The sequence below is a fragment of the Kluyvera sp. CRP genome, from assembly GCF_019930565.1.
Lineage (GTDB): Bacteria > Pseudomonadota > Gammaproteobacteria > Enterobacterales > Enterobacteriaceae > Kluyvera > Kluyvera georgiana_A.
In genome coordinates this window covers 1,664,026-1,683,957 of record NZ_CP082841.1, presented here as the reverse complement: position 1 = coordinate 1,683,957, position 19,932 = coordinate 1,664,026, and the positions used below count along the sequence as shown (strand labels likewise).

The 19,932-nt window shown below is 55.7% G+C and carries 15 protein-coding genes; 7 read left to right on the top strand and 8 right to left on the bottom strand.

The features are described from left to right. Window positions 1–20: 20 nt before the first annotated feature. Both rapZ and npr read left to right on the top strand, forming a co-directional pair. Window positions 21–875 carry an RNase adapter RapZ gene (rapZ, locus tag K7B04_RS07885; protein ID WP_064541836.1) on the top strand — a complete coding sequence of 285 codons (855 nt, stop codon included), beginning with the start codon at window positions 21–23 and terminating at the stop codon, window positions 873–875. Further along, window positions 872–1,144, top strand: coding sequence for a PTS phosphocarrier protein NPr (npr, locus tag K7B04_RS07880; protein ID WP_064541834.1), 273 nt, complete (start codon window positions 872–874; stop codon window positions 1,142–1,144). Before rapZ ends, npr begins: the two co-directional genes overlap by 4 nt. A gap of 111 nt (window positions 1,145–1,255) precedes the next feature. Here the strand turns inward: npr and mtgA are convergent, their stop codons facing one another. The 3 genes from mtgA to K7B04_RS07865 form a co-directional block, all read right to left on the bottom strand. Further along, a complete protein-coding gene (gene mtgA / locus K7B04_RS07875; RefSeq protein ID WP_223803787.1) occupies window positions 1,256–1,975 on the bottom strand; it encodes a monofunctional biosynthetic peptidoglycan transglycosylase in 720 nt (239 codons plus the stop codon). Window positions 1,976–2,201: 226 nt separating this feature from the next. Beyond that, entirely contained in the window at window positions 2,202–4,541 is a 2,340-nt protein-coding gene (arcB, locus tag K7B04_RS07870) for an aerobic respiration two-component sensor histidine kinase ArcB (RefSeq protein ID WP_167574947.1), read from the bottom strand. 212 nt (window positions 4,542–4,753) lie between these two features. Beyond that, a complete protein-coding gene (locus tag K7B04_RS07865) occupies window positions 4,754–5,677 on the bottom strand; it encodes a TIGR01212 family radical SAM protein (RefSeq protein WP_163447769.1) in 924 nt (307 codons plus the stop codon). Between the two features lie 683 nt (window positions 5,678–6,360). Here K7B04_RS07865 and gltB point away from each other — a divergent pair. The 5 genes from gltB (at window position 6,361) to K7B04_RS07840 (ending at window position 16,199) form a co-directional block, all read left to right on the top strand. Further along, window positions 6,361–10,821: a glutamate synthase large subunit gene (gene gltB, locus K7B04_RS07860; protein ID WP_223803786.1), complete on the top strand. Its 4,461-nt coding sequence runs from the start codon at window positions 6,361–6,363 to the stop codon at window positions 10,819–10,821. Between the two features lie 9 nt (window positions 10,822–10,830). Then, window positions 10,831–12,249: a glutamate synthase subunit GltD gene (gltD, locus tag K7B04_RS07855; protein ID WP_064541823.1), complete on the top strand. Its 1,419-nt coding sequence runs from the start codon at window positions 10,831–10,833 to the stop codon at window positions 12,247–12,249. Between the two features lie 209 nt (window positions 12,250–12,458). Continuing rightward, complete coding sequence (locus K7B04_RS07850; RefSeq protein ID WP_223803785.1) at window positions 12,459–13,541, top strand: PDDEXK nuclease domain-containing protein; 1,083 nt, start codon at window positions 12,459–12,461, stop codon at window positions 13,539–13,541. Between the two features lie 137 nt (window positions 13,542–13,678). After that, complete coding sequence (codB, locus tag K7B04_RS07845) at window positions 13,679–14,929, top strand: cytosine permease (protein ID WP_163447767.1); 1,251 nt, start codon at window positions 13,679–13,681, stop codon at window positions 14,927–14,929. Then, entirely contained in the window at window positions 14,919–16,199 is a 1,281-nt protein-coding gene (locus K7B04_RS07840) for a cytosine deaminase (RefSeq protein ID WP_223803784.1), read from the top strand. The genes codB and K7B04_RS07840 overlap by 11 nt, the downstream gene beginning before the upstream one ends. A gap of 33 nt (window positions 16,200–16,232) precedes the next feature. Here the strand turns inward: K7B04_RS07840 and sspB are convergent, their stop codons facing one another. From sspB to zapE, 5 genes are all read right to left on the bottom strand, one after another. Further along, a complete protein-coding gene (sspB, locus tag K7B04_RS07835; protein WP_163447765.1) occupies window positions 16,233–16,733 on the bottom strand; it encodes a ClpXP protease specificity-enhancing factor in 501 nt (166 codons plus the stop codon). Between the two features lie 4 nt (window positions 16,734–16,737). Beyond that, entirely contained in the window at window positions 16,738–17,376 is a 639-nt protein-coding gene (gene sspA / locus K7B04_RS07830) for a stringent starvation protein SspA (RefSeq protein WP_064541808.1), read from the bottom strand. Between the two features lie 297 nt (window positions 17,377–17,673). Continuing rightward, entirely contained in the window at window positions 17,674–18,066 is a 393-nt protein-coding gene (gene rpsI, locus K7B04_RS07825; RefSeq protein ID WP_000829815.1) for a 30S ribosomal protein S9, read from the bottom strand. Between the two features lie 15 nt (window positions 18,067–18,081). Beyond that, window positions 18,082–18,510, bottom strand: coding sequence for a 50S ribosomal protein L13 (gene rplM / locus K7B04_RS07820; RefSeq protein ID WP_064541805.1), 429 nt, complete (start codon window positions 18,508–18,510; stop codon window positions 18,082–18,084). A gap of 288 nt (window positions 18,511–18,798) precedes the next feature. Then, window positions 18,799–19,923 (bottom strand): cell division protein ZapE, encoded by a 1,125-nt coding sequence (zapE, locus tag K7B04_RS07815; RefSeq protein WP_163447764.1) that lies wholly within the window; start codon window positions 19,921–19,923, stop codon window positions 18,799–18,801. Between the last annotated feature and the right edge of the window lie 9 nt (window positions 19,924–19,932).

Below are 19,932 nucleotides of genomic sequence, written 5' to 3'. Positions count from 1 at the left end.
GTACTGAGGAGAAACGGTACATGGTACTGATGATCGTCAGCGGCCGCTCTGGCTCGGGAAAATCAGTGGCCCTGAGGGCGCTGGAAGATATGGGCTTCTACTGCGTTGATAACCTGCCGGTAGTGTTGCTGCCAGAGCTGGCAAAGACGCTGGCCGACCGCGAAATCTCGGCGGCCGTGAGCATCGACGTGCGTAACATGCCTGAAACCCCGGAAATCTTCGAACGGGCAATGGAAAACCTGCCGGAGAACTTTTCCCCGCAGCTGCTGTTCCTCGACGCCGACCGCAACACGCTGATTCGTCGCTACAGCGACACTCGCCGTCTGCACCCGCTCTCCAGCAAGAATCTGTCGCTGGAAAGCGCGATTGATGAAGAGAGCAACCTGCTGGAGCCGCTGCGCTCTCGCGCCGACCTGATTGTCGACACCTCCGAGATGTCTGTTCACGAGCTGGCAGAAATGCTGCGCACCCGTCTGCTGGGCAAACGCGAGCGCGAGCTAACGATGGTGTTCGAATCTTTCGGCTTCAAGCACGGCATTCCTATCGACGCCGACTACGTCTTTGACGTGCGCTTCCTGCCAAACCCGCACTGGGATCCGAAACTGCGCCCAATGACCGGCCTCGACAAACCGGTTGCCGCGTTCCTCGACAGGCACACAGAAGTTCACAACTTTATTTACCAGACCCGCAGCTATCTTGAGCTATGGTTACCTATGCTGGAAACCAACAACCGTAGCTATCTGACGGTTGCGATTGGCTGTACCGGCGGTAAGCACCGTTCGGTCTATGTTGCCGAACAGCTGGCTGACTACTTCCGCTCGCGCGGTAAGAACGTGCAATCTCGTCATCGGACGCTGGAAAAACGCAAATCATGACCGTAAAGCAGACCGTGGAAATCACCAACAAACTGGGCATGCATGCGCGCCCGGCGATGAAGCTGTTTGAACTGATGCAGCATTACGATGCGGAAGTGCTGCTGCGCAATGATGAAGGCACCGAAGCCGAAGCTAATAGCGTAATCGCACTGCTGATGCTGGACTCTGCCAAGGGCCGTCAGATTGAAGTGGAAGCCACCGGTCCGCAGGAAGAAGAGGCGCTGGCGGCGGTGATTGCGCTGTTTAACGCCGGGTTTGACGAAGACTAGTCAGCGCCCGGCGACAAACGCAAAGTCTGTAGGCCGGATAAGATGTTTACGCCGCCATCCGGCAATACCACGGTGCTGTGCCTGATGGCGCGATGCTTATCAGGCCAACGGTTAATACAGCTTATTGTCCCGCATAAATCCCTCCCCGCCGAGCTGGCGCATCTGACGTAAAATCCACGCCTGACGGCTACGCACATACCCGGATGGGGCATTGGCTTTAAAGCGGATCGGGTTAGGCAGCACCGCGGCCAGCAGCGCGGCTTCCGCCATGGTCAGCTTGCTGGCCGGCTTGTGGAAATAGCGCTGAGACGCGGCTTCCACGCCGAAAATACCGTCGCCAAATTCAGCGATATTCAGGTAGACGGTCAAAATACGTTTCTTACTCCACACCGTCTCCATACCCAGAGTCAGACCCGCTTCCAGCCCCTTACGCACCCAGCTACGCCCATCCCACAGGAACAGATTTTTCGCCGTCTGCTGCGACAGCGTCGAGGCACCGCGAATGCGGTTTTCGTTACGTTCGTTGTGCGCCAGCGCCTTTTCAATTGCCGACACATCAAAACCCCAGTGGTCAGGGAATTTTTGATCTTCGGCGGCAATGACCGCCAGCCCCATCCACGGTGAAATCTCATCCATGTTGACCCAGTCAGAATGGGCTACGTAGCCGAAATCCCCCGTTAACCAGGCACCCACCTGGCGCTCAATCATCACTGCGGAGAATGGCACCGGCAAAATACTGAACATCGCAATACCGCCGCCCCAGAATAGCGCCAGCATCAGCAACAGCCGCCAGGCCAGACGTTTAAGCCTGGCTATACTCCTCAAAGCCATCTTGTTCTCGCTAACTCTCTGACGCTGATTAATATTTCTGATTAAGTCGTTACGCTTCACACATTTTACTGATTCACGTAACAAACATTTTAAGTTTTGCTATCTTATTGAGCGTGCAATCGTATTTCAGGTTGTGTCAAAAAAATCAAAATCATGTCAATCATCTGACGCAACCACCAGTTCCCTGGTGTTGGCGCAGTATTCGCGCACCCCGGTCAAGCCGGGGTCATTTTTTTCCTGCACTGGCAACCCACGCTTTCAGCACCGCGACGTCGTGCTGCCATTCAGATTTCATTTCTTCGACCCATTCACCTACGTTATCCCACCACGCCGGCAGATCCGGGGATTGAATCTGCTGCCCCAGCTGTTGGAGATGACGTAGCCCGACGGAACCAGCAGCGCCTTTGATTTTATGGCCTTCTTCGACAATGCCCTTTTGGTCGCGAGCGGTCAGGTTCGATTCCAGTACCGCCAGATAGCCCGGCATCATCTTCTCGAATACGGCCAGACCATCGGTGATCAGCTTCGGCCCAACCAGTTCGATGTACTGCTCCAGCATCGCAATATCGAGCAACTGCTGCGACTTGTCGTTATCACTCTGGCTCACGGTACTCTCCTCTTCGTCTGCAGTGGTATCCCAGAACTTCTTGATCATCGCCGTCAACGCCGGAACCGAGAGCGGTTTACTCAGTACGTCGTCCATACCGGCGTCCAGATACTCTTTTTTGTCCTTCAGAACGTTCGCCGTCAGCGCCACCAGCGGCGGCAGATCATCGGCGTGATATTTGCGCGTCAGCTCGCGGGCGATGTCCAGACCGGTCATATCCGGCAGCTGAATATCCAACAGCACCAGGTCATACTCGCCGGGGGTGAACATCTCCAGCGCGGCCTTACCGGTCATCGCGACATCAACGCTGTTGCCCAGTTTTTCCAGCACCGAGCGCGCGACGATCACGTTCAACTCGATATCTTCCACCAGCAGCACGTGCAGCGCCGGCAACGGCATATCATCTTCGTCAAACGCGTCTTCCACTTCCTCAGCCACCGCTGGCGCGTGTGCCGTCAGGATAAAGGTCGAACCGTGTCCAGGTTGACTGGAAACCTCAATATCGCCACCCATGCTTTTCGCCAGACGTTTCGACACGGCAAGGCCAATGCCAGTGCCGGTGGCGGGCTTGCCGCCCTCACTGTCTTTCACCTGATAATACATGGCGAAGATTTTATCCTGCTCTTCCTGAGGGATACCGATACCGGAGTCTTCCACTTCAAAGTGCAGCATATCGCCAGCATCGTAGCGCACGCGCACGACCACGCTCCCCTCCTGAGTGAATTTAACGGCGTTGCTGATCAGGTTCCACAGAATCTGTCGCAGACGGGTACCGTCGGTAATCACTTTATGCGGCAAAGGCAGCGTCGGCTCCATCACAAAACGCAGCCCTTTTTGCTGCGCCTGCAAACCGGACAGGTTTTCGAGATCGGCAAGGAAGCCGGTAAAATCGACTTCCTGGTTATCCAGCTGAACTTTACGGCGCTCCATCTTATCCATGTCGATAATATCATTGAAGATATTGCCCAGCGTTACCGCCGAAACGTGGATCGTTTTCAGGTATTTTTCCTGCTCCGACGTCAGGTTGGTGTCGAGCAGAATGCGGCTCAGGCCAACAATGCCGTTGAGCGGGGTACGCAGTTCGTGGCTGATAGTCGAGATAAAGGTGGTTTTGTCGCGGCTGGCGCGCTCCAGCGCATCCTGATAGCGCTTGCGTTCGGTAATATCGCGACCAAAGCCCATCAGGCCATGGCGTTTACCCACGCGATCGTAGTAAGGCACTTTACGGATTTCGAAGCACGCTTTGCGCCCGTCCGGATAATCGAGCCACTGCTCGTAGGTCAGCGAGACGTTGTGACGGAAAACTTTCTCATCGGTTTCAATGACTTTCGCCGCGGCTTCAGGGGTGTAGACATCTTCCGGATGCAGGTGAATCAGCTGCTTTTCACTCTTGCCAGTCAGCAGCTCCATCGCCCGGTTACAGCCGGAAAACTCTTTATCTTCATTGCGATAGAAAACCAGATCCGGCGAGGCATCGAGGAAAGAACGCAGGAAGGAGGACTGCTGTTCAAGGCGAATCTGCGTTTCCTCACGCTCCTGCACCTCAACGCGCAACTGCTCCAGCGTCGCCAGGCGCTCGGCCTCGGCTTTTTCGCGATCGCTAATTTCCTGATTAAGTTGTGAAATGTTGTCTTTAAGCTGAACGTTGAGCTTGAGGTCACGCTCACGCATTTCTTCTAACTTTTCTACCAGCCGGGACAGGCGCTGTCGCGACTCCTCAAGCTGTTCGACCACCACTGACAGAAAATAGACCGCCCAGGGGGTGATCAGCAGGCCGAAGAAGATCGAGCGAATCACGTCGATACTTTCCACCTGGCCGTGCAGCACCATGGTGACCGCCATCTGTACCACAATCGCCAACACCACCAGCGCGAGTGCCAGCAGCAGGGAGAAACGTACCAGACCCAGCTTCATCATCAGGTCGACGTAATACTGCGCCAGCATACGGATTTGCTTCATGAGGAGTTCCTTAACGACATCATCGCTCAATAATACCCAATTCTGAGCGCGGCGCGGTAGGTTGTGCGAAAAATGCGGGGATTATCTGCTAATTGGGTCACGGAGCCATTCCCGGCGGCGCTTCGCCTGGCTGGGCTACATTGCGGTTGTAGGCCGGATAAGGCGATGCCGCCATCCGGCAATGTATACAGAGGACCAGGTGGCGCTATGCGCTATGGCTGCACCCACGGTGCGCCCAACGCCGAGCCCTGTACACCGTGTTCGTTGAGGTATTTATCCAGTTCAACCATCCCGGTCCAGCGATTTTCACACCACAACGGCGCCAGCAGCGTCGGGCGACGGGCGCTGGCGGAGATACGATGGTAAATCACCTCCGGCGGCGTATGGCGGATCATCTCACCGGCGGTCACCGTGTACTCATCCAGCTCGATACCGTTCAGACGACCGGCTTCCCAGGCTTTTGCCATAATGCTGCCCGTCACGATATGCAGCGGGTGTAACTTGATGCCGTCGACGCCAGTCTCCACAACCCGCTCGAGCGTCTCCAGACACTCGCTTTGCCCTTCCCCCGGCAGGCCGACAATCAGGTGACTGCACACCTTCAACCCGCGCTCGCGTGCCAGCCGCGTGGTATTTTGATAACAGGCAAAGTCGTGGCCGCGGTTAATTCGGTGCAGCGTTTTATCGTGCGCGGTTTGCAGCCCCAGTTCCAGCCACACTTCATAGCCCTGATCTTTATACTCGCTCAGCAAATCCAGCACCGCCTCCGGCACGCAGTCCGGGCGCGTGCCGACGCACAGACCGACGATATTGGCCTGACTCACCGCCTGCTGGTACATCGAGCGCAGCACCTGCACTTCGGCAAAAGTGCTGGTATAGGCCTGAAAATAGGCCAGATAGCGTTTGGCGCGATTCACCAGATTTGCCTGGTGCGCCAGCTGGTCGGCAATCGACTTATGCTGTTGCGCTTCATCGGCAAACGAGGCGACATTACAGAACGTGCAGCCGCCGCGGCCAATAGTGCCGTCGCGGTTTGGGCAGCTGAATCCACCATGCAGCGTCAGTTTATGGACCTTTTCGCCGTAGCGACGCGTAAGATCCCCACCAAACATATTGACTAATTTTTGTAACTGCATAATCTGATAGACCGGCCTGAAGAAAGGGGCCAAGCCTGCCACTTTTAGTCTCGATCGGCGATGACCTGGATCAATCGCCATGTAGACCTATTATTTCATTGCATAATCAATCAAAATTACTGCAATTTCATTCACCACCTGAGTGATTATTTTTGCTTATGTCAGCGCCGCTACTTGCAATAATCCAGCGTCTGTTGAAAAACAGAGGGATCCTATACCCACAGCCTTAACACCAGAATTAAATGCTGGTTTTCATCATTAAAACAGCTTATGTAGATTAAAACAGCGCTTTCATATAGTGAGACAGATCACACTCACAATGCCCTTCCCCGTTGTTCAGCAGCCCGAAAAATAGTTGTATTTTTCTTATATTTCATAAAGTTAATTGTCACATAGCACATTTTTGGATAAATAAGATTGCCATTTGACCTATGTACGGATTCCCGATAAGTTGGGAATCCGCTGGAAGCTTTCTGGATGAGCAGCCTGCTCATCATATTTATGCAGTAATTGAGATTCCCTCTTAAGCAAGTCCTCAAACTTGTGTGACCTACGCGAAAAGGATAAAAGAGGGCGAATGCGAGGTAGGCAAAGAATGCCATACCCCGTCGCCATGCTCTTGCTGTGCCTTGCGCGCAATCGATTAAGGGGGCGTCCCGTAGAGCCTGGGGAGGTTCACTGATATGTTGTACGATAAATCCCTTGAGAGGGATAACTGTGGTTTCGGCCTGATCGCCCACATAGAAGGCGAACCTAGCCACAAGGTAGTGCGTACCGCGATACACGCACTGGCCCGTATGCAGCACCGCGGTGCGATCCTCGCCGACGGTAAAACCGGCGACGGTTGTGGCTTGCTGCTGCAAAAACCTGACCGTTTCTTCCGCATCGTTGCTGAAGAACGTGGCTGGCGCTTAGCCAAAAACTATGCCGTTGGGATGCTGTTCCTGAATAAGGATCCTGAACTGGCCGCTGCCGCCCGCCATGTTGTAGAAGAAGAACTGCAGCGTGAAACCCTGTCTATTGTTGGCTGGCGCGATGTGCCCACCAACGAAGGTGTACTCGGTGAAATCGCCCTCTCCTCTCTGCCTCGTATAGAGCAAATTTTCGTTAACGCCCCTGCGGGCTGGCGCCCACGCGATATGGAACGCCGCCTGTTTATCGCCCGCCGCCGCATCGAAAAGCGCCTCCTGCAAGATAAAGACTTCTACGTTTGTAGCCTGTCCAATCTGGTGAACATTTATAAAGGTCTGTGTATGCCGGCGGATCTGCCGCGCTTCTACCTGGACCTCGCGGACCTGCGTCTGGAATCGGCCATCTGCCTGTTCCACCAGCGCTTCTCCACCAACACCGTGCCGCGCTGGCCGCTGGCACAGCCGTTCCGCTACCTGGCGCACAACGGCGAAATCAACACCATCACCGGTAACCGTCAATGGGCGCGCGCGCGTACCTATAAGTTCCAGACGCCGCTGATCCCTGACCTGCACGACGCCGCGCCGTTCGTCAACGAAACCGGCTCCGACTCCAGCTCCATGGATAACATGCTTGAGCTGCTGCTGGCGGGCGGGATGGACATCATCCGCGCCATGCGTCTGCTGGTACCACCGGCCTGGCAGAACAACCCGGATATGGATCCGGACCTGCGTTCGTTCTTCGACTTTAACTCCATGCACATGGAGCCGTGGGACGGCCCGGCAGGGATCGTCATGTCTGATGGCCGCTACGCCGCCTGTAACCTCGACCGTAACGGCCTGCGCCCGGCGCGCTACGTCATTACCAAAGACAAACTCATCACCTGCGCCTCTGAAGTCGGGATCTGGGACTACCAGCCTGACGAAGTGGTGGAAAAAGGCCGCGTCGGCCCAGGCGAGCTGATGGTTATCGACACCCGCAGCGGCCGCATTCTGCACTCTGCCGAAACCGACAACGATCTGAAAAGCCGCCATCCGTACAAAGAGTGGATGGAGAAAAACGTTCGCCGTCTGGTGCCGTTTGAAGATCTGGCCGACGATCAGGTGGGCAGCCGTGAGCTGGACGACGATACCCTTGCCAGCTACCAGAAACAGTTTAACTACAGCGCTGAAGAGCTGGATTCCGTGATTCGCGTACTCGGCGAAAACGGTCAGGAAGCCGTCGGCTCGATGGGTGACGATACCCCGTTCGCCGTGCTCTCCAGCCAGCCGCGTATTATTTACGACTACTTCCGCCAGCAGTTTGCGCAGGTGACCAACCCGCCAATCGACCCGCTGCGTGAAGCGCACGTGATGTCGCTGGCAACCAGCATTGGTCGTGAGATGAACGTCTTCTGCGAAGCGGAAGGCCAGGCGCACCGCCTGAGCTTCAAATCGCCCATTCTGCTGTACTCCGATTTCAATCAGCTCACCACGATGAAAGAGGAACATTACCGCGCCGACACGCTGGACATCACCTTCGATGTGGCGGAAACCAGCCTCGAAGCCACGGTCAAAGCCCTGTGCGACAAGGCCGAAGAGATGGTGCGCAACGGTACCGTCCTGCTGGTGCTGTCCGACCGTAACATCGCCAAAAATCGTCTGCCGGTACCGGCGCCAATGGCGGTGGGCGCAATCCAGGCTCGCCTGGTGGATAAGAGCCTGCGCTGCGACGCGAACATCATCGTGGAAACCGCCAGCGCCCGCGACCCGCACCACTTTGCGGTACTGCTCGGCTTTGGCGCGACGGCAATCTATCCGTACCTGGCCTATGAAACTCTGGGCCGTCTTATCGATACCCATGCTATCGAGAAAGACTACCGCACGGTGATGCTGAACTACCGTAACGGCATCAACAAAGGTCTGTATAAGATCATGTCCAAAATGGGCATCTCGACCGTTGCTTCCTATCGTTGCTCTAAGCTGTTTGAAGCGGTCGGTCTGCACGATGACGTGGTCGAAAATTGCTTCCAGGGCGTGGTTAGCCGCATCGGCGGCGCGTCGTTCGACGACTTCCAGCAGGATCTGCTGAACCTGTCGAAGCGTGCCTGGCTGGCGCGTAAACCGCTGGAACAGGGCGGCCTGCTGAAATACGTTCACGGCGGCGAATACCATGCCTACAACCCGGACGTGGTACGCACCCTGCAACAGGCGGTACAGAGCGGCGAATACAGCGATTACAAAGCCTATGCAGAGCTGGTCAACAACCGCCCTGCCGCGACGCTGCGCGACCTGCTGGCCATCACGCCAAACGGCGAGACCGTCAACCTGGCCGACGTAGAGCCCGCGAGCGACCTGTTCAAACGTTTCGATACCGCAGCGATGTCGATTGGCGCACTGAGCCCGGAAGCACACGAAGCGCTGGCCGAAGCGATGAACAGCATCGGCGGCAACTCGAACTCCGGCGAAGGCGGCGAAGACCCGGCGCGTTACGGCACCAACAAAGTGTCGCGCATCAAGCAGGTAGCCTCCGGTCGCTTTGGCGTCACCCCGGCGTACCTGGTCAATGCCGACGTCATTCAGATTAAAGTCGCTCAGGGCGCGAAACCGGGCGAAGGTGGTCAATTGCCGGGTGATAAAGTCACCCCATACATTGCCAAACTGCGTTATTCCGTACCGGGCGTGACGCTGATTTCTCCGCCGCCGCACCACGATATTTACTCTATCGAGGACTTAGCGCAGCTGATTTTCGACCTCAAACAGGTCAACCCGAAAGCGATGATCTCCGTGAAGCTGGTTTCCGAACCGGGCGTCGGCACCATCGCTACCGGCGTGGCAAAAGCCTATGCAGACCTCATCACCATCGCCGGCTACGACGGCGGCACAGGCGCAAGCCCGCTGTCTTCGGTGAAATACGCCGGCTGTCCGTGGGAGCTGGGTCTGGTCGAAACGCAGCAGGCGCTGGTCGCTAACGGCCTGCGTCACAAGATTCGTCTGCAGGTGGACGGCGGCCTGAAAACGGGCGTCGACATCATTAAAGCGGCGATCCTCGGCGCGGAAAGCTTCGGCTTCGGTACCGGGCCAATGGTCGCGCTGGGCTGTAAATACCTGCGTATTTGCCACCTGAACAACTGCGCAACCGGTGTTGCGACTCAGGATGAGAAACTGCGTAAGAACCACTATCACGGCCTGCCGTTCAAAGTGACCAACTACTTTGAATTTATCGCCCGTGAAGTCCGCGAGCTAATGGCTGAACTGGGCGTCACCCGCCTCGTTGACCTGATTGGCCGCACTGACCTGCTCAAAGAGCTGGATGGCTTCACCGCCAAGCAGCAGAAGCTGGAGCTGTCTCGTCTGCTGGAAACCGCGGAGCCACATCCTGGCAAAGCGCTGTACTGCACCGAGAACAACCCACCGTTTGATAACGGCGTGTTGAACGCGCAGCTGTTGCAGCAGGCAAAACCGTTTGTTGATGAGCGCCAGAGCAAAACCTTCTGGTTTGATATCCGCAACACCGACCGTTCCGTTGGCGCATCTCTGTCTGGCTACATTGCCCAGACGCACGGCGACCAGGGGCTGGCGGCGGATCCGATCAAAGCGCACTTCAACGGTACCGCGGGCCAGAGCTTCGGCGTGTGGAACGCCGGCGGCGTTGAGCTGTACCTGACCGGCGATGCCAACGACTACGTCGGTAAAGGCATGGCGGGCGGTCTGCTGGCGATTCGTCCGCCGGTGGGTTCATCCTTCCGCAGCCATGAAGCCAGCATCATCGGCAACACCTGCCTGTACGGCGCGACCGGTGGTCGTCTGTACGCCGCGGGCCGCGCGGGTGAACGTTTCGGCGTGCGTAACTCCGGGGCGATTACCGTGGTGGAAGGCATCGGCGACAACGGCTGTGAATATATGACCGGCGGTATCGTCTGCGTGCTGGGCAAAACGGGCGTGAACTTCGGCGCCGGTATGACGGGCGGTTTCGCCTATGTGCTGGATGAAGACGGTGATTTCCGTAAACGCGTGAACCCGGAACTGGTAGAAGTGCTGGACGTCGACTCGCTGGCGATTCACGAAGAACATCTGCGTGGATTGATCACCGAACACGTACAGCTGACCGGCTCCTCCCGCGGTGAAGAGATTCTGGCGCACTGGCCGTCTTATTCCGCGAAGTTTGCTCTGGTTAAGCCGAAATCCAGCGATGTGAAAGCGCTGTTGGGTCACCGTAGTCGTAGCGCAGCCGAGCTGCGCGTGCAGGCGCAGTAAGAGGTCATCATGAGTCAGAACGTTTATCAATTTATCGACCTGCAGCGCGTTGATCCGCCGAAGAAACCGCTGAAGATCCGCAAGATCGAGTTTATCGAGATCTACGAGCCGTTTTCCGAAGGCCAGGCCAAAGCGCAGGCAGATCGCTGCCTGTCCTGCGGCAACCCGTACTGCGAGTGGAAATGTCCGGTACATAACTACATCCCGAACTGGCTGAAGCTGGCGAACGAGGGGCGTATTTTTGAAGCGGCGGAACTTTCACACCAGACCAACACTCTGCCGGAAGTCTGTGGCCGTGTGTGCCCGCAGGATCGCCTGTGTGAAGGCTCCTGTACGCTGAACGATGAGTTTGGCGCCGTGACCATCGGCAACATTGAACGCTATATCAACGATAAAGCATTCGAGATGGGCTGGCGTCCGGACCTCACCGGCGTGAAGCAAACCGGCAAGAAAGTCGCCATCATCGGTGCGGGCCCGGCGGGCCTGGCGTGCGCGGATGTGCTGACCCGCAACGGCGTGAAGGCGGTGGTCTTCGACCGTCACCCGGAAATCGGCGGTCTGCTGACCTTCGGTATCCCGGCCTTCAAGTTGGAGAAAGAAGTCATGACCCGCCGCCGTGAGATCTTCACCGGCATGGGCATTGAATTCAAACTCAACGTCGAAGTGGGCCGTGACGTACAGCTCGACGACCTGCTGAAAGATTACGATGCCGTGTTCCTCGGTGTCGGTACCTATCAGTCAATGCGCGGCGGGCTGGAGAACGAAGACGCTTCCGGCGTATTCGACGCCCTACCGTTCCTGATTGCCAACACCAAGCAGATCATGGGCTTCGGCGAAACGACTGAAGAACCGTACGTCAGCATGGAAGGCAAACGCGTGGTGGTACTGGGCGGCGGCGACACCGCGATGGACTGCGTACGCACCTCCATTCGTCAGGGCGCAACGCATGTTACCTGTGCCTACCGTCGTGATGAAGAGAACATGCCGGGTTCCAAACGCGAAGTGAAAAACGCGCGCGAAGAAGGCGTGGAATTCCAGTTCAACGTGCAGCCGCTGGGCGTAGAAGTGAATGCCAACGGCAAAGTCTGCGGCGTGAAAATGGCGCGTACCGAGATGGGCCAGCCGGATGCCAAAGGCCGCCGTCGCGCGGAAATCGTCGCCGGTTCCGAGCACGTGGTTCCTGCCGACGCTGTGGTGATGGCGTTCGGTTTCCGTCCGCACAGCATGGAATGGCTGGCGAAGCACAGCGTCGAGCTGGACTCTCAGGGCCGCATCATTGCCCCGGAAGGTAGCGACAACGCCTTCCAGACCAGCAACCCGAAAATCTTTGCCGGTGGCGACATCGTGCGCGGTTCGGATCTGGTGGTCACCGCGATCGCCGAAGGCCGTAAAGCGGCTGACGGGATCATGAACTACCTGGAAGTGTAATTCCTGCTGGCTCCCCTACCACGGCTTCATGCTGATGGATGGGGAGCCAATATTTTTCTGCTAAATACATGCAGATTTATTCTTCGTAAGCCGCTCGCAAATTCAGCTGCAACGCAATGTAATACACCTCTCCTGGATTGACCGGGCTATGCCTGAAGCGTATTGGTAGCGATATCTTTTTATTTCGCAACTCTCGCGCCAGGGATGACATGACTACGCCTACACCACCACAACACGCTGACGATTATCAGCAAATCCATGACGGTATTATTCGCTTAGTAGATACAGCCCACACTGAGACTGTCCGCAGTATTAACGCTTTAATGACGGCAACCTACTGGGAAATCGGCAGGAGAATTGTCGAGTTTGAACAGGGCGGCGAAGCACGTGCGGCTTATGGTATTCAGCTTATTGAGCGGTTATCCGCAGATTTAAGCCTGCGCTATAAGCGTGGTTTTTCCACCCGGAATTTGTGGCAAATGAGAACATTTTATCTATGTTTTCAGAGTATTGAAATTCCGCAGACAGTGTCTGCAGAATCTTCACGTCTGGTACAACTTGCAAAAATTTTTCCACTTCCCTGGTCAGCTTACGTGCGTTTACTTTCGGTAAAAAATCCCGATGCCCGCACTTTTTACGAGAAAGAGACGCTACGTAACGGCTGGTCCGTACGGCAGCTCGATCGGCAAATCGCCACTCAATTTTACGAACGAACGCTGTTGTCACACGACAAATCCGCCATGTTGCAGCAGCCAGCACCCGCCGAACCCAACGTTTTTCCGGAGCAAGCCATACGCGACCCGTTCATTCTGGAGTTTCTTAACCTGAAGGACGCGTATTCAGAGTCGGATCTCGAAGATGCCCTGCTCAGCCACCTGATGGACTTTATGCTGGAGCTCGGTGACGATTTTGCTTTTGTTGGCCGCCAACGCCGATTACGCATAGACGATAGCTGGTTCCGCGTCGATCTGCTGTTCTTCCATCGCCGCTTGCGCTGCCTGTTGCTCGTTAACCTGAAGGTAGGCAAATTCGGTTATGCGGATGCCGGGCAGATGAATATGTACCTGAACTATGCCAAAGAGCACTGGACAATGCCGGGAGAAAACCCGCCCGTTGGGTTGATTCTGTGCGCGGGAAAAGGCGCGGGGGAAGCGCATTACGCGCTGACTGGCCTGCCGAATACCATCATGGCGAGCGAGTACAAAGTGCAGTTGCCTGACGAACGACTACTTGCTGACGAACTCATTCGTTCACAAGCCATGTTGGCACCTCAACCCACAGGAGTGGATTGACTGTAAACCGAGGGAAAGCGGCGAAATCATCACCCCCATGAATAATAACCAACAAAAAATCACGCGGAAACGTTTGCTTTATTCTGAGAACTGTATATTATGCGGCGGATTTTTTGGGCAAAATTCATGGAGGCATTGTGTCGCAGGACAACAATTATAGCCAGGGGCCCGTCCCTCTGGCGGCGCGGAAAGGCGTAGTTCCACTCACGTTTGTGATGTTGGGGTTAACGTTTTTTTCCGCCAGTATGTGGACCGGAGGAACACTCGGTACCGGTCTTTCCTATCATGATTTCTTCCTTGCAGTTTTCTTCGGTAACCTCCTCCTCGGTATCTACACCGCATTTCTTGGTTTCATCGGCGCAAAAACCGGACTCTCTACCCACCTTCTTGCTCGTTACTCCTTTGGCGTAAAAGGTTCATGGCTTCCTTCCATGCTGCTCGGCGGCACGCAGGTAGGCTGGTTTGGCGTCGGCGTGGCTATGTTTGCTATCCCGGTGGGCAAAGCAACGGGCATTGACGTCAATATCCTGATTGCGGTTTCCGGGCTGTTGATGACCCTGACCATCTTCTTCGGTATCTCGGCACTGACGATTCTCTCTATTATCGCTGTGCCTGCGATTGTCATTCTGGGCAGCTACTCGGTCTGGCTGGCGGTGAGCGACGTTGGCGGTTTAGACCATTTAAAAACGATTGTGCCGCAGACGCCGCTCAATTTTTCCACCGCACTCGCGCTGGTTGTCGGCTCGTTTGTCAGCGCCGGTACCTTAACCGCCGACTTCGTTCGCTTTGGCCGCAACGCCAAAGGGGCGGTGCTGATTGCGATGGTGGCGTTCTTCCTCGGCAACTCATTGATGTTTATCTTCGGGGCTGCGGGCGCTGCCGCTGTCGGGCAAGCGGATATTTCTGACGTGATGATAGCCCAGGGCCTGCTGCTGCCGGCGATTGTGGTACTCGGCCTGAATATCTGGACCACCAATGACAATGCGCTGTACGCATCTGGTCTGGGCTTTGCCAACATTACCGGTCTTTCCAGCCGCACGCTGTCGGTGGCGAACGGTATTATTGGGACGCTGTGCGCACTGTGGCTATACAATAACTTTGTCGGCTGGCTGACCTTTCTGTCGGCGGCGATTCCCCCCATTGGGGGCGTGATCATCGCCGACTATCTGTTGAACCACCGCAAATATGCCGACTTCAACAAAGCGCAATTTATTACCGTGAACTGGGTGGCCATTCTGTCCGTTGCACTGGGTATCGCTGCGGGTCACTATATTCCCGGAATTGTCCCGGTCAACGCCGTCCTCGGCGGCGTATTCAGCTATATCCTGCTGAACCCACTCTTTAATCGTAGCTTTGCTAAATCCTCGGAGGTTAGCCATGCAGAATAATAATATTACCCTTCGTCAGGCCCGCTTGCAGGGGCGTGAAGGATTGTGGCAAATCACCATTGAAAATGGGCGCTTTAGCCGTTTTGAGCCTCAGGAAACGGCGTCAGCGCCACAGGGCAATGTGCTGGATGTTGAAGGCGGTCTGGCAATCCCTCCGTTTGTTGAACCGCACATCCATCTGGACACCACGCAAACCGCTGGCGAACCGAACTGGAACCAGTCTGGCACGCTGTTTGAAGGTATTGAACGCTGGGCCGAACGTAAGGCGATGCTCACTCACGAAGATGTAAAAGCGCGGGCCATGCAAACCCTGAAGTGGCAGATGGCCAACGGTATCCAGTACGTTCGTACTCACGTTGACGTCTCCGACCCCACGTTGACGGCGCTGAAAGCCATGCTGGAAGTGAAGCAAGAAGTCGCGCCGTGGGTAGAGCTGCAAATCGTCGCGTTCCCACAAGAAGGCATTCTTTCTTATCCCAACGGTGAGGCGCTGTTAGAAGAAGCGGTACGTTTGGGCGCCGACGTCATTGGCGCCATTCCCCACTTTGAATTTACCCGTGAATATGGCGTTGAATCGCTGCATAAAATTTTCGCCCTGGCGCAAAAATACGACAGACTCATCGACGTACACTGCGATGAAATTGACGATGAGCAATCACGCTTCGTTGAAACCGTCGCGGCGCTGGCACACCGTGATGAGATGGGGGCTCGCGTGACTGCCAGCCACACGACGGCAATGCACTCCTATAACGGCGCGTACGCTTCCCGCCTTTTCCGCCTGTTAAAGATGTCCGGCATTAACTTTGTCGCCAATCCGCTGGTGAACATTCACCTGCAAGGACGTTTTGACACCTATCCGAAACGCCGCGGCGTCACGCGCGTCAAAGAGATGCTGGAGGCGGATATCAACGTCTGCTTCGGTCATGACGACGTCTTCGATCCGTGGTATCCACTGGGTACCGCGAATATGCTGCAGGTGTTGCATATGGGATTACACGTGTGTCAGCTGATGGGATACGGGCAGATTAATGATGGGCTGAACCTGATAACGACCCACAGCGCGAAAACGCTGCATCTGCAGGATTATGGTCTTGAGGTCGGTAACAGTGCTAACCTGGTGGTTCTCCCTGCGGAAAATGGTTTTGATGCTGTACGTCGCCAGACGCCAGCCCGTTACTCTATCCGCCATGGTCGGGTGATTGCCGAAACGGTGCCAAGCCAGACGACGCTTCACCTCGACATGCCAGAAAAAGTCACGTTTAAACGATAGCCATAACAAAACAGGCCCGTATGGGCCTGTTTTCTATTTCACAACGCGAAGCGCCGGACGCCCGCCGCGAGGCGGTGGTGGCGTATCGTCGGGATCGTCTCCGTCGTCGCTATCCGGCTTATTGCCATCAATCACCGACATCACGGTCTCGCTTGCGCCGTTATCCACGTCTTCGCCGTCGTTGAAGCCTTCAACATTTTCATCGTATGCGGCTTCTGGCTCAAACATGGTTCCGGCACCGTTCTCACGGGCGTAGATCGCCAGCACGGCAGCCAGCGGAACGGAAACCTGACGCGGCACGCCGCCAAAGCGCGCATTGAAGCGCACTTCATCGTTAGCCAGCTCAAGATTCCCCACCGCTCGCGGCGCGATGTTCAACACGATCTGCCCGTCACGCGCGTATTCCATCGGCACATTCACGCCTGGCAGCATAACATCTACCACCAGGTGCGGCGTCAGCTGGTTGTCCAGCAGCCACTCATAGAATGCACGCAGCAGGTACGGGCGGCGCGGAGAAAGTTGCGAAACTTCCATTCAATTAACCCCGGCCAAGGCGCATTTCGCGCTCGGCTTCCGTTAAGGAGGCGAGGAAAGAGTCACGTTCGAAGACGCGCGTCATATAGCCTTTCAGCTCTTTCGCGCCAGCACCGCTCAGCTCAATGCCCATTACCGGCAGACGCCACAGCAGCGGCGCCAGGTAGCAGTCGACAATGCTGAATTCATCGCTCAGGAAGAACGGCTTCTGGGTGAAGACCGGCGCGATCGCCAGCAGCTCTTCACGCAGCTGTTTACGCGCGGCGTCAGCCTGCGCGGCGGAACCGGTCATCACGGTGTTCATCAGTGAGTACCAGTCTTTCTCGATACGGTGCATGTACAGGCGGCTTTCACCACGTGCAACCGGGTAAACCGGCATCAGCGGCGGATGCGGGAAACGCTCATCAAGGTATTCCATAATGATGCGTGATTCCCACAGCGTCAGCTCACGATCTACGAGTGTCGGAACGCTTTGATTCGGGTTGAGGTCAATCAGATCCTGCGGTGGATTGTCCTTTTCCACGTGCTCTATCTCAAAGCTGACACCCTTCTCAGCCAGCACAATGCGGACCTGATGGCTATAGATGTCAGTAGGACCAGAAAACAGCGTCATTACCGAACGTTTGTTGGCAGCGACAGCCATGAAAACCTCCAGGTATAATCAGAATTTTTACTGCTACCAGCCACAACGGCGGCTAGCCAGATGACAAGCCTCAGCTACACGCTAAACGACATTCTCGTTCACAAACCAAACAAAAAATGAACAATCGCGCGCATTTGGGCAGAAAATTGGAAGATAGTCTACCAGATTTTGAACGACTTGTGGTGAGGGGATTCCTGAAAAGCGGAAAAAGAGCGCGGCAGCCCCATCTTGCAGGCATAAAAAAACCCGCCGAAGCGGGTTTTTTCGCAAATTGTTGTCTGCCGAAGCAGAAAGCAATTAACGTTTGGAGAACTGCGGACGACGACGTGCTTTACGCAGGCCGACTTTCTTACGTTCAACCTGACGAGCATCACGAGTAACGAAGCCAGCTTTACGCAGTTCGCCACGCAGGGATTCGTCGTACTCCATCAGAGCGCGGGTGATACCGTGACGGATCGCACCAGCCTGACCAGAGATACCACCACCTTTAACAGTGATGTACAGATCCAGTTTCTCAACCATGTCGACCAGTTCCAGCGGCTGACGAACTACCATGCGGGCAGTTTCACGACCGAAGTACTGTTCCAGAGAACGTTGGTTGATAACGATTTTGCCGTTGCCCGGTTTGATGAAAACGCGAGCTGCGGAACTTTTGCGGCGACCAGTGCCGTAGTATTGATTTTCAGCCATTGCCTATAATCCCGATTAGATGTCAAGAACTTGCGGTTGCTGTGCCGCGTGGTTGTGCTCGTTGCCAGCGTAAACTTTCAGTTTACGGAACATAGCACGACCCAGCGGGCCTTTTGGCAGCATGCCTTTAACCGCGATTTCAATCACACGCTCAGGACGGCGGGCAATCATCTCTTCAAAGGTCGCTTCTTTGATACCACCGATGTGGCCGGTGTGGTGATAGTACACTTTGTCAGTACGCTTGTTGCCGGTTACAGCAACTTTGTCAGCGTTCAGAACGATGATGTAATCACCGGTATCTACGTGCGGAGTGTATTCCGCTTTGTGCTTACCGCGCAGGCGCAGAGCCAGTTCGGAAGCCAGACGGCCCAGAGTTTTACCGGTCGCGTCAACAACATACCAGTCGCGTTTTACGGTTTCTGGTTTAGCTGTAAAAGTTTTCATTAAAAGCTTACCCAAATAAATAAGTTACACGTTGGTGAACACCCAAACGTTTAGTCAGTTGAGGTTCACACGACATTGTCCAGCAAACCTACCCCTTCGAATAGCCTATGCCGGCGCAGAGAAAGTTTTGGGAAAAAACTCTCTTGTAACGTGGGGTCGCAAGATTATAGAGAAGTCGGGGTCAAAGGTCGACCCCTTTATGTGATTTGCTGCGGGTTTTTCGGGGTTTGGGGATGTGCGGCCTGACGCCCTCACCCCCAGCCCCTCTCCCACGGGGAGAGGGTAGCGTTAAGGCATATGCGCACGCTTCAGATACTCTTCGCTCTGCATCTCCTGCAAACGCGACAGGCAGCGCTGGAACTCAAATTTCAGTCGCTCCCCCTGATAGATGTTGTACAACTCGACTTCGGCGCTCACCACCAGCTTCACATGGCGTTCGTAGAATTCGTCCACCAGCGCGATAAAACGGCGCGCTTCGCTCTCAAGCAATGGCGTCATCACAGACACGTCAAACAACATCACGGTGTGGAACAGACGCGACAGCGCAATGTAGTCGTGCTGGCTGCGTGCGTCGACGCACAGGGTATTAAAGGAGACTGCCAGCGTCTGGTTTTCTACGCCAAGAGTCGGCAGCGGACGATGATTAATCTCCAGCGTGGTCTGGTTCATCTGCGGCGTCCCCGCCAGTGCCAGCCACAGTTTGTTCATCTGCTGGCGGGTCTCTGCGTTGAGCGGCGAAAGCCACAGGTGCGCCTGCGTCAGCGTGCGTAGACGATAGTCGATGCCCGCGTCGACATTCATGATATCGCAGTGCTCTTTAATCGCCTCGATCGCCGGCAGGAAGCGCGCGCGCTGCAGCCCATTGCGATACAGTTCATCCGGCGGAATGTTGGAGGTCGCGACCAGCGTAATACCGCGCGCGAACAGCGCCTTCATCAGGCCGCCAAGGAGCATGGCATCGGTAATATCGGAAACAAAAAATTCATCAAAACACAGCACGTCGGTCTCGGCTTTAAAGCGTTCGGCCACAATTTCCAGCGGGTCAGTGTGCCCCTGGAGCGCGGCCAGTTCTTCATGCACGCGTAACATAAAGCGGTGGAAGTGCAGGCGCTGCTTCCGCTCGCCCGGTAGGCTTTGATAGAACATATCCATCAGCCAGGTTTTCCCTCGCCCCACGCCGCCCCACATATACAGGCCGCGTACGGCGCTCGGCGCGTCAGGCTCTTTCTTGCCGAGCAGTTTGCCAAAACGCGCGCGCAGGCCACCGACAGGGGCGGAGACGGGCGTTTTATGCTGGAGTTCCTGGTAAATGGTATCGAGACGGTTTACCGCCTCGCGCTGAACATCGTCAGGTTGATGGCTGCCCTCCTCGAGGGCCTGAAGGTAGCGCGATGTGGGGGACTGGCTTTGCATGATCTAATT

Coding starts and splice junctions, on each gene's coding strand:
- rapZ (WP_064541836.1), top strand. CDS start 21: ATGGTACTGATGATCGTCAGCGGCCGCTCTGGCTCGGGAAAATCAGTG.
- npr (WP_064541834.1), top strand. CDS start 872: ATGACCGTAAAGCAGACCGTGGAAATCACCAACAAACTGGGCATGCAT.
- mtgA (WP_223803787.1), bottom strand. CDS start 1,975: ATGGCTTTGAGGAGTATAGCCAGGCTTAAACGTCTGGCCTGGCGGCTG.
- arcB (WP_167574947.1), bottom strand. CDS start 4,541: ATGAAGCAAATCCGTATGCTGGCGCAGTATTACGTCGACCTGATGATG.
- K7B04_RS07865 (WP_163447769.1), bottom strand. CDS start 5,677: ATGCAGTTACAAAAATTAGTCAATATGTTTGGTGGGGATCTTACGCGT.
- gltB (WP_223803786.1), top strand. CDS start 6,361: ATGTTGTACGATAAATCCCTTGAGAGGGATAACTGTGGTTTCGGCCTG.
- gltD (WP_064541823.1), top strand. CDS start 10,831: ATGAGTCAGAACGTTTATCAATTTATCGACCTGCAGCGCGTTGATCCG.
- K7B04_RS07850 (WP_223803785.1), top strand. CDS start 12,459: ATGACTACGCCTACACCACCACAACACGCTGACGATTATCAGCAAATC.
- K7B04_RS07840 (WP_223803784.1), top strand. CDS start 14,919: ATGCAGAATAATAATATTACCCTTCGTCAGGCCCGCTTGCAGGGGCGT.
- sspB (WP_163447765.1), bottom strand. CDS start 16,733: ATGGAAGTTTCGCAACTTTCTCCGCGCCGCCCGTACCTGCTGCGTGCA.
- sspA (WP_064541808.1), bottom strand. CDS start 17,376: ATGGCTGTCGCTGCCAACAAACGTTCGGTAATGACGCTGTTTTCTGGT.
- rpsI (WP_000829815.1), bottom strand. CDS start 18,066: ATGGCTGAAAATCAATACTACGGCACTGGTCGCCGCAAAAGTTCCGCA.
- rplM (WP_064541805.1), bottom strand. CDS start 18,510: ATGAAAACTTTTACAGCTAAACCAGAAACCGTAAAACGCGACTGGTAT.
- zapE (WP_163447764.1), bottom strand. CDS start 19,923: ATGCAAAGCCAGTCCCCCACATCGCGCTACCTTCAGGCCCTCGAGGAG.